At 67.9% G+C, this 8,760-nt stretch carries 9 protein-coding genes and 2 pseudogenes; 8 read left to right on the plus strand and 3 right to left on the minus strand.

Going from position 1 to position 8,760, the window contains the following annotated elements; genetic code table 11:
- A pseudogene (locus VFF46_RS16415) lies at positions 1-462 on the plus strand (hypothetical protein); the annotation flags it as partial.
- Here VFF46_RS16415 and nudC read toward each other — a convergent pair.
- The gene (gene nudC / locus VFF46_RS16420) at positions 463-1,377 is read right to left on the minus strand and encodes an NAD(+) diphosphatase (RefSeq protein WP_325037988.1); all 915 of its coding nucleotides are present in this window, start codon (positions 1,375-1,377) and stop codon (positions 463-465) included.
- Positions 1,378-1,429: 52 nt separating this feature from the next.
- Here nudC and deoD point away from each other — a divergent pair, with 52 nt between their 5' ends.
- Positions 1,430-2,143 carry a purine-nucleoside phosphorylase gene (deoD, locus tag VFF46_RS16425; RefSeq protein WP_325037989.1) on the plus strand — a complete coding sequence of 238 codons (714 nt, stop codon included), beginning with the start codon at positions 1,430-1,432 and terminating at the stop codon, positions 2,141-2,143.
- Positions 2,144-2,322: 179 nt separating this feature from the next.
- Positions 2,323-2,700, plus strand: a complete 378-nt coding sequence (locus tag VFF46_RS16430; protein WP_325037990.1) for a hypothetical protein — start codon at positions 2,323-2,325, stop codon at positions 2,698-2,700.
- Between the two features lie 3 nt (positions 2,701-2,703).
- Here the strand turns inward: VFF46_RS16430 and VFF46_RS16435 are convergent, their stop codons facing one another.
- Positions 2,704-3,330: a TetR/AcrR family transcriptional regulator gene (locus VFF46_RS16435; protein ID WP_325037991.1), complete on the minus strand. Its 627-nt coding sequence runs from the start codon at positions 3,328-3,330 to the stop codon at positions 2,704-2,706.
- 165 nt (positions 3,331-3,495) lie between these two features.
- On the opposite strand from VFF46_RS16435, the gene VFF46_RS16440 reads away from it, so the two are divergent.
- The 3 genes from VFF46_RS16440 to VFF46_RS16450 are packed head-to-tail and all read left to right on the plus strand — an operon-like array spanning position 3,496 to position 6,991.
- Positions 3,496-4,302 (plus strand): SDR family NAD(P)-dependent oxidoreductase, encoded by an 807-nt coding sequence (locus VFF46_RS16440; RefSeq protein WP_325037992.1) that lies wholly within the window; start codon positions 3,496-3,498, stop codon positions 4,300-4,302.
- A complete protein-coding gene (locus VFF46_RS16445) occupies positions 4,302-5,426 on the plus strand; it encodes a DUF5938 domain-containing protein (RefSeq protein ID WP_325037993.1) in 1,125 nt (374 codons plus the stop codon). Before VFF46_RS16440 ends, VFF46_RS16445 begins: the two co-directional genes overlap by 1 nt.
- Positions 5,426-6,991: an AMP-binding protein gene (locus VFF46_RS16450; RefSeq protein WP_325037994.1), complete on the plus strand. Its 1,566-nt coding sequence runs from the start codon at positions 5,426-5,428 to the stop codon at positions 6,989-6,991. The genes VFF46_RS16445 and VFF46_RS16450 overlap by 1 nt, the downstream gene beginning before the upstream one ends.
- Here VFF46_RS16450 and VFF46_RS16455 read toward each other — a convergent pair.
- Positions 6,977-7,648: a GOLPH3/VPS74 family protein gene (locus tag VFF46_RS16455; RefSeq protein ID WP_325037995.1), complete on the minus strand. Its 672-nt coding sequence runs from the start codon at positions 7,646-7,648 to the stop codon at positions 6,977-6,979. The two genes, VFF46_RS16450 and VFF46_RS16455, sit on opposite strands and share 15 nt — an antisense overlap.
- A gap of 117 nt (positions 7,649-7,765) precedes the next feature.
- Between VFF46_RS16455 and VFF46_RS16460 the strand changes: the two genes are divergently transcribed.
- Both VFF46_RS16460 and VFF46_RS16465 read left to right on the plus strand, forming a co-directional pair.
- Entirely contained in the window at positions 7,766-8,353 is a 588-nt protein-coding gene (locus VFF46_RS16460; RefSeq protein ID WP_325037996.1) for a GNAT family N-acetyltransferase, read from the plus strand.
- Positions 8,353-8,760 (plus strand): annotated as a pseudogene (locus VFF46_RS16465) (IucA/IucC family siderophore biosynthesis protein); the annotation flags it as partial. The gene VFF46_RS16460 and the pseudogene VFF46_RS16465, both read left to right, overlap by 1 nt.

The following is an 8,760-nucleotide window of genomic DNA, read 5'->3' on the forward strand; positions in this document are numbered from 1 at the left end:
GCGCTCTCTTGGCGCGACGGGTACCTGTACGGCGTGACAGGTGGGCGGCTGTTCGTTCTGGACATCCTGAGCGGGCAAGCGACGGTCCTGCGCGACCACGGCCTCAACCGGCTCACCCAGACACCGGACGGCACCTACTACACGCTGCTGCGTCCGGACGGGTACATCAACCCGACCAACCTGGCGTCGTACACCCCGCCTGTGGACCCGTGTCCGCAGTCCGATGTACGGCCGACGGTGTGGACGGGCAACATCGACAGCCACGTACAGAACCGCTTCCTGACGTACGGCTGCACGCTGACCGACGTACTACCGAGTGCGAAGGCCAGCTGGCCCAGCCACAGCGCGTACGTCGCCGCAGTCAGAACGAAGGTCCGTCAGCTCCAGGCAGATGGTTCTATCCAGCACTGGGAGGGCGTGCTGATTCTGGTCGCCGCAGCCCGGTCCGACGTCGGGAAGTAGTCAGCCGAGGCTCTCGCCGTACCAGCCTTCGATCAGGCGGCGGGAGATCGAAATGGCGCCCGGGAGGCGCATCGTGCCGGCTTCGATCAGCGCACGGAGGTCCTCCCGGGTGAACCATCGCGCGTCCGAGATCTCGTCGCCGTCCACCTCGATCTCGAAGCTCGACGCCTTCGCGTAGAACCCGAGCATCAGGCTGGCCGGCAACGGCCACGGCTGGCTGCCGGCGTACTCCACCTCCGCGCCGACGATCACGCCGCTCTCCTCGAGCACCTCACGACGTACGGCGCCCTCCAGCGACTCACCGGGCTCCACGAACCCTGCCAGCGTGGAGTACTGCCCCTCCGGCCACTTCTCGTTGCGGCCGAGCAGCGCGCGGTCCTGGTCGTCGGTGACCAGCACGATGATCGCCGGGTCGCTGCGCGGGAAGTGCGACATCCCGCACGCGGGGCAATGCCGGACGTGGCCTGCCTCCACCACCTCGGTGTGCTCGCCGCAGTTCGCGCAGTGCGTGTTCACGGCGTGCCAGTTGGCCAGACCGATCACGTGGACCGCAGCACCGGCCTCCCGGTCGTCCAGTACGCCGCCGACCTCGCGCAGGCCGGCGTACGACTCGTCAGCCTCGCCCTCGATCAGTACTGCGAACACGGCCCGGCCGTCCGCGGTCATACCGGCACCGGACACGCGGTCGATGCCCAGGAAGATCCGGCGGCCCTCAGGCGCCTCGGACGGGCGTACGAAGCGCAGTGCGGTCCGGTCGTCGAGCACCTGGATCTTGTCACCGGCCACCGCGACCACCTGGGTGTCAGCGGCGGCCCAGGCCTTCTCCAGCCAGTCGTCGTCCCGCCTGCGGTCGGCGGCACGGTCCAGGACCGAGCGGGACAGGGTCAGCGAACCAGGAACGATCGAGTAGGCCACGTCGCACAACCTACCCCGGCATCGTGACAGGACTCCGTGAGAGCATCCCCGCATGAGTATTCACATCGCCGCCGAGAAGGGGCAGATCGCACCGCGGGTGCTGTTTCCGGGGGACCCGCTGCGGGCCAAGTGGATCGCGGAGACCTACCTGTCGGACGTGATCTGCTACACCGAGGTCCGCAGCATGTTCGGGTTCACCGGCACCTACAAGGGTGAGCGCATCTCCGTGCAGGGCTCCGGAATGGGACAGCCGTCCGCCTCCATCTACGCGAACGAGCTGTTCGAGGAGTACGACGTACAGACGCTGATCCGGGTGGGTACCTGTGGTGCCCTGACCGAGGCGGTCCGGGTCCGCGACGTGATCGTGGCGATGTCCGCGAGCACCGACTCGCAGATGAACCGGCTGCGCTTCCACGGCATCGACTACGCGCCGACCGCCGACTACAAGCTGCTCCGCGCGGCCGTCGACGCGGCCGAGGCGGCCGGGCTGAACGTGCACGTCGGCCAGGTGTTCTCGGGCGACCTGTTCTACAACGACCGCCCGGACCTGGTCTCGCGGACCGCGGAGTACGGCGTGCTCGGCATCGAGATGGAGGCCGCGGCGCTGTACACGCTGGCCGCGAAGTTCGGCCGCCGCGCGCTCGGCATCATGACCGTCTCGGACCACCTGATCACGCACGAGGTGACGTCCGCCGAGGAGCGTCAGACGACGTTCTCGGAGATGATCACGATCGCCCTCGACGCCGCGATCGAGGTGCCGGTCTGAACCGCCGGCTCGGCGCGGCACTCGCCTGCGCCGCGCTGCTCGCCGGTACGACGGCCTGCTCCAGCAGCAAGCCCGAGTCGGGGAGCAGCCCCAGCACCTCCAGCGCACCGTCAGCTGAAGCCAGCAGCGCACCGTCTGGTCCCGAGGAGAAGCTGCCGGACCTCACACCAGCACAGGTCGTGGCTGCGTTCACTGGCCAGCAGTACCAGTGCAGCACGGACGAGGCGTACCAGACCTGCAGCAAGGGCACTACGTCAGCACAGGTGCTGATCGGCACCCAGCCACGTCCAGCCGTGTTCTCACTGCAGGCAACGGGTGCCGCCACAGAGGCTGCCGGCGCCTTGACCGAGTTCGCACCGCAGGCGTTGGAGCTGGCGCATGTGAACCCACGCGGTCAGATCGTCGACTGGCTCAAGCAGCAGACCGGTAAAGCAGCCGGGAAGACCACAGCCGGCACCTGGAACGTCGAGTACTCCACCGAGTCCGACAGCGACCAGCCGGGCGCGATCCTGACCCTCACCGACACCCTCTGCAAGGTGGACTGCGGAGCGGAGTGACGTCTACGCCGTGACGAGCTTGGGCAGGACCTGCATGAGCCGGTCGGTCAGCAGGGCCGGGGTCCTGTCCGGGTTCGCGGCGTAGCCGACGACGGCCTGCTCGAACAGGCCGTCGACCAGCGCGTACGCCGTCGGCGCGTCGACGGACGGCGACGTGCCGGTGAGGTCGGCGTACCGGGACAGGATCCGCCAGATCATCGCCTCGAGCAGCTTGTCGATCTCCTCGACGTCCGGGCGCAGCTGCTCCTCGAACATGCTCTGCGCCCGCAGGTCGTACCAGAGCTTGTGCATCGGGGTCTCCTCGACCAGCGTCTGGGTCATCTTGCCCAGGAAGCCGGTCGCGAGCTCTTCGGCCGAGGTCGCGGTCTCGACGACCTCGTCGTACCGCCGGGCGCACTTGGTCTTGTAGTAGCGCACGCAGTAGCTGATCAGGTCGATCTTGTCGCGGAAGTAGTAGTGCACGACGCCGTGCGTGAACTCGGAGTTGTTCGCGATCTCGCGCAGGCTGGTGCGCGCGTACCCGAGCTCGCCGAGCGTCTTCAGCGCGGACTCCGCGAGCGCGACGCGGCGGCGCTCGATCTTGTCGATCCCGGAGACGCGGGCGGGCCGTTCCGCGGCCGTGGACGCCATCGCAGTCACCTCACTCTCGGGGGTCGTTGCGTCAGAGTACCCCGATCCGGGCCCCGGCGCGTTCCGTCGTCCGGAGTTTTCTTGACAACTGTCAAACAAAGTCTTGACGGGTGTCAAAAGGGTGAGCAGAGTGTGATCAACCCCGTGCGAGCAAAGGAGCTTCAGATGGGCGCACTCGATCTCACCGGCCGCAAGGCCCTGGTCACCGGCGGCGCGCAGGGCCTCGGCGAGGGCATGGCGAGGGCCCTCGCCGCGGCCGGCGCCAAGGTCGTGATCAGCGATATCCAGAAGGACGCCGGCGAGGCTGTCGCCGACGCGCTCGACCAGGAGTACGGCGGCGGCAACGGCTTCGTCGCCCACGACATCACCGACGACGGCGACTGGGAGAACGCGGTGGTCGCCGCGAACGACATCCTCGGCGGCCTCGACATCCTGGTGAACAACGCGGGGGTGGAGATCACCAGCCTGCTCACCGAGGTCACCGCGGACCAGATCCGCAAGATGCTCGAGGTGAACGTGCTCGGCACCACCCTCGGCATCAAGTGGGGCCTGCGGACGATGCGGCCCGAGGGCCTGGCCGGCCAGGGCGGCGCGATCATCAACGTCGCCTCGGTGGCGGCCACGATCGCGTTCCCCGGCATCGCGGTGTACTCCGCGACCAAGTCCGCGGTCGACCGGCTCACCCGGGTCGCCGCGATGGAGTCCGGCAAGCTCGGGTACGGCGTCCGCGTCAACTGCATCTACCCGGGCCTGGTCCCGACCGCGATGGGCGCCGGGCTGGCGAACGACGTGGCGCAGCTCGGGCTGTTCGAGTCGCCGGACGCGGCGGTCGCCGCGGTCGTCGGACTGACCCCGGCGGGCCGGCTCGGCGAGGTCTCTGACATGGCCGACGCGGTCGTCTTCCTGGCATCGAACGAGGCCCGGTTCATCACCGGCATCGGCCTGCCGGTCGACGGCGGAATGGGGATGTGATGGCTAACAAACCTGTAGTGGTCTATGGCGCGTCCGGCTACACCGGGCGGCTCGTCTGCGAGTACCTGCGGCACTATCACGTACCGTTCGTCGCGGCTGGGCGGAGCGAGGACAAGCTGAAGGCGTCGATGGACGCCAACGTGCCTGGCATCGAGACAGCGGACTACGAGATCGCTGCGGCGGACCATGACGTCGCAGCACTGACAGAGCTCTTCAAGGGCGCGTCCGTGGTGCTCAACACGGTCGGTCCGTTCAGTGAGCTCGGCCCTGCCGCAGTAGAGGCTGCTCTTGCCGCGGGCGCGCACTACACCGACACCACGGGCGAGCAGGACTGGCTGATTACCTGCGACGAGCAGTACGGCGCCAAGTTCGCCGAGGCGGGCCTGCTACTGGCACCAGGCATCGCGCAGATGTACACGACTGGTGAGATCGCTGCACAGCTGTGCCTGGAGGAGCCCGGGCTGGACACGCTGGACATCGCGGTGTTCTGGGGAGGCAGTCCGACGATTGCCTCGACGCGCACGATCCTGGTGAACGCTGCGACGTCGAAGGCGCACTACCTCGACCAGAACGCGTACGTCGAGTTCCCGGAGCAGGGGCTCGTACCGCTCGTCGTACCCGGCCAGCACGAGCTGGCGTTGTCGCTGCCCTGGGGAGGCACCTCACACCCCGTCTGGTTCAAGCGGGACCCACGGGTGGCCAACTGCAAGGCACAGGGCGGTGTCTTCAACGCTGCGCTCATGAACGGCGTACCGCAGATCGTTGCGGCCGCACTGGAAGCTACGAAGGACATGTCGCCCGAGGACCGCAACGATGCGCTCACGGCGACCGCACGTCAGGTCATGGACACCATGCCGCCCCGTGAGAACCCACGCGTCAACAAGTCGCTGGACTCGGTCCACGCGTCGGGACCGCTCGGGCGGGCGCACTGCGTGATCCACGGCAACAGCAACTACCAGCAGACCGGTCTGCTTCAGGCGTACGCGGCGTACTCGCTGCTGCAGACGCCACCGAAGCGTGTCGGCTTCGCGAGTGCCTGCCAGGCCTTCGGTCACCGCGAACTGCTCGGCGTACTGCGGGGCTTCGGGCTGGTGTCAGAGCCGCAGCTCACGGTGCAACGCTGATGCGACTGGTCGAGTACCTCGACAAGGGCGCTTCGCTCGCGCCGGACGCCGCCTGTCTCACCACGGACGGCGAGACGCTGACGTACGCCGACGTACAGCAGCTCTCGTACGTCATAGCGGGTGCGTTGGCGGCAACCGGCGTACGTCCGGGCGGGAAGGTCGCGATCCTGTCCGCGAACGACCCGGTGGCGTTCAGCTGCGTGTTCGGGATCAGCCGGGCCGGTGCGGTCTGGTGCCCGATCAACCCGCGCAACGAGGCGGCCGAGAACCGTGAGCTGCTCGACCAGTTCGACTGTGAAGTACTGATCTACCAGGCGGCGTTCGCGCCGCTGGTGGACCGCATTCGGGACTCGCTGCCGAAGGTGCACACGTTCGTGCTCCTCGACGGCGAGCCCAGCCGCTCCGGCCCAGACCCCCACCCCAGCGGCCGGAGCACCGTCGGTTGGGACGCGTTCTGCGGGGGCGCGTCCCAACCGGCGCCCGACCTCACCGATCCGGACGACCTGGCGATGATCGTCGGCACCGGAGGTACGACGGGGCGCCCGAAGGGGGTCATGCTCTCCAACGGCAACCTGGAGGCGATGACCGCCCTGACGCTCATCGGCTACCCGTTCGGGGAACGGCCCGTCTACCTGGCGCTGGCACCGCTCACGCACGCGGCAGGCGTGCTGTGCTTCCCCGTGCTCGCGTCCGGCGGCCAGATCGTGATCATGCGAGCTCCTGACGTCCACGCGTTCCTGGAGCTCATACCGCGACACGGGGTGACGCACACGTTCCTGCCGCCCACACTGATCTACATGGTGCTGGCCGCGCCGGAGCTCGACTCCACGGACCTCTCGTCGCTGCAGTGCTTCTGGTACGGCGCTGCGCCGATGTCGGTCGCCCGGCTCGAGGAGGCGCTGCACCGGATCGGCCCGGTGATGGCGCAGCTGTTCGGGCAGACCGAGGCGCCGATGATGATCTCGGTCCTGCCGCCCGCCGCGCATTTCGATGCCGCAGGCAACATCGCGCGGGGCCGGCTGTCATCGGCCGGGCGGCCGTCACCGTTGGTCACGGTGGCGATCATGGGCGCGGACGGCGATCTCCTGCCCCTGGGCGAGCGGGGTGAGATCGTCGTCCGCGGCACGCTGGTGATGAAGGGGTACTACCGCGACCCCGACGCCACGGCGGCCGCGACGGCGTACGGCTGGCACCACACCGGCGACATCGGCTACCTGGACGACGACAACTACCTGTACATCGTCGACCGGGCGAAGGACATGATCATCACCGGTGGCTTCAACGTGTACTCCACCGAGGTCGAGCAAGCGCTGATGGCGCACGCCGCCGTACAGGACTGTGCTGTGATCGGTCAGCCCGACGAGAAGTGGGGCGAGCGGGTCGTGGCCGTCGTACAGCTGCAGCCGGGCGCCTCGGTGGACGCTGCCGAGCTGATCGCGTTCGCGAAGGCACGCATCGGCAGCGTCAAAGCACCGAAGGAAGTGCTGGTCTGGCCGGACCTGCCACGCTCCAAGGTCGGCAAGGTGGTCAAGCCGGACATCAAGGCCCGCCTAGCTGCTGGCTGAGGTTGCTGCCGTCGTAGAGACCATGATGGCTGCTGTTACGGCTGCCTGCATCTCAGTGACGGCCTTCTTCACCGCGGCGGCAGCCCAGTCAGAGTCAGCGATCTCCTTTGCACGTTGCTTTAGCGCACGGTTGTCCACAGCATCGGTGATGACCCTCGGTACGACGTTGAGCGCGCTGAGCAGGGCGATCAGCGCAGCCGTCCGCTCGTCCGGCGCCAGGCCATGCGTGAGCACGCTTTCCAGCTGCGCACGCACCTCCAGCTCGTGCCGCGCGTCCTTGGCCGGCCAGCGGGTCACCGGGAACAGGCCGAGCACCTTGCCCTGGTCTGCTTGCAAGACGCCGCGCTGAGCGAGCCTGGCGAGCAGCTGGTCGCGCAGCTGCTTGGAGAGTGGCCCGATCAGGTCCTTGGGCTTCTTACCCGGCTTGCTGACGATTTGGGACAGCCGCTCGTCCAGGATCGGGTCGCCGGTCGGGGCGCCGTCCAGCACTCGCAGCCGTCCGATCTTGCCCTCCGTGGTGATGTCCAGCTTCTGCTGCAGCGTCAGCTCGATCAGCACCGCACCGGCCAGCCCGTAGTCCAGCCCCGGCGACCCGGTGATCGGCTTGCCGGTCTGGTCGTCGTACAGAAGCAGCAGCAGGTCCTCTGCGATCAACATGCCACCAACGTAGGCAGTGCCGACGGTGTGACGCATCCGCCGCGCGGGCTACTTGCCGAATCCACCTCCAGGTCTAGTAAGGTAAGCCTTAGCTAACCCCACCGCCTTGGAGTCGCGATGCCCAGAGCACTGCCCGAGCCGACGTATCGGCGGTTCGTCGCCGGCCTCGGCACCCTCAGCCTCCGGCCGCTCGACCTCGACGCCGACCTCCGCACGCTGCACGGCTGGGTCACCCGGCCGTACGCGCGGTACTGGGGCCTGCTGAACGCGTCGCTCGCGGACGTGCGCACGGAGTACCAGCGGATCGCTTCGACCGCGCACCACCGCGCGTTCCTCGGCGAGCACGACGGGCGGCCGGCGTTCCTGATGGAGCGGTACTCGCCCGCCCACGACGCGGTCGGCCAGGTGTACGACGTGGCGCCGGGCGACATCGGGATGCACGTTCTGGTCGGGCCGCCGGTCGCGCCGATCAGCGGGTTCACCGCGGCTGTGTTCGAGACGATCATGGACAGCCTGTTCGGCGATCCGCTGGTGGATCGGGTGGTGGTCGAGCCCGACGTACGGAACACGAAGATCCAGGCATTGAACGCGCGGATGGGTTTCCGCAAGCACAGCATCGTGACACTGCCGGACAAGCAGGCGTGGTTGAGTTTCTGCACACGGGACCAGTACGCCGACGCGCTGCGGATGAACGAGGTGGGCTGATGGACAACTGGTCGGTGGTCAACGAGGCGCTGGTACGGAAAGCGCTGGCGGAATTCACGCACGAGCGCATCCTCTCGCCTGTTGCCGATGGCAATGAGTACGTGGTGGGCCGGTACCGGTTCACGGCTCGGCGTTATCCCTTGAATCATTGGGATGTTTCCTCGGTGGTGGGTGACGACGGGCTTCCGGTGGACGCGCTGGAGTTCATCACGGAGTTCCACGAGCAGCTCGGGATCGGGCGGGAGATGCTGCCCGTGTACCTGGAGGAGATCAGCAGCACGCTCGCGTCGGCGGCGTACAAGCTGTCGAAACCCGACCTGACCGCCGCGGACCTGGTCGGCGCGGACTTCCAGACGATCGAGGCGGCGATGACCGAGGGGCATCCGTGTTTCGTCGCGAACAACGGG

Origin of the sequence: Kribbella sp. (assembly GCF_035655035.1) — a bacterium.
Taxonomy (GTDB): Bacteria; Actinomycetota; Actinomycetes; order Propionibacteriales; family Kribbellaceae; genus Kribbella.

Excerpts from the sequence above, each read along its gene's own strand:
- deoD (WP_325037989.1), top strand. The coding sequence starts at position 1,430 with ATGAGTATTCACATCGCCGCCGAGAAGGGGCAGATCGCACCGCGGGTG.
- VFF46_RS16435 (WP_325037991.1), bottom strand. The coding sequence starts at position 3,330 with ATGGCGTCCACGGCCGCGGAACGGCCCGCCCGCGTCTCCGGGATCGAC.
- VFF46_RS16440 (WP_325037992.1), top strand. The coding sequence starts at position 3,496 with ATGGGCGCACTCGATCTCACCGGCCGCAAGGCCCTGGTCACCGGCGGC.
- VFF46_RS16445 (WP_325037993.1), top strand. The coding sequence starts at position 4,302 with ATGGCTAACAAACCTGTAGTGGTCTATGGCGCGTCCGGCTACACCGGG.
- VFF46_RS16450 (WP_325037994.1), top strand. The coding sequence starts at position 5,426 with ATGCGACTGGTCGAGTACCTCGACAAGGGCGCTTCGCTCGCGCCGGAC.
- VFF46_RS16455 (WP_325037995.1), bottom strand. The coding sequence starts at position 7,648 with ATGTTGATCGCAGAGGACCTGCTGCTGCTTCTGTACGACGACCAGACC.
- VFF46_RS16460 (WP_325037996.1), top strand. The coding sequence starts at position 7,766 with ATGCCCAGAGCACTGCCCGAGCCGACGTATCGGCGGTTCGTCGCCGGC.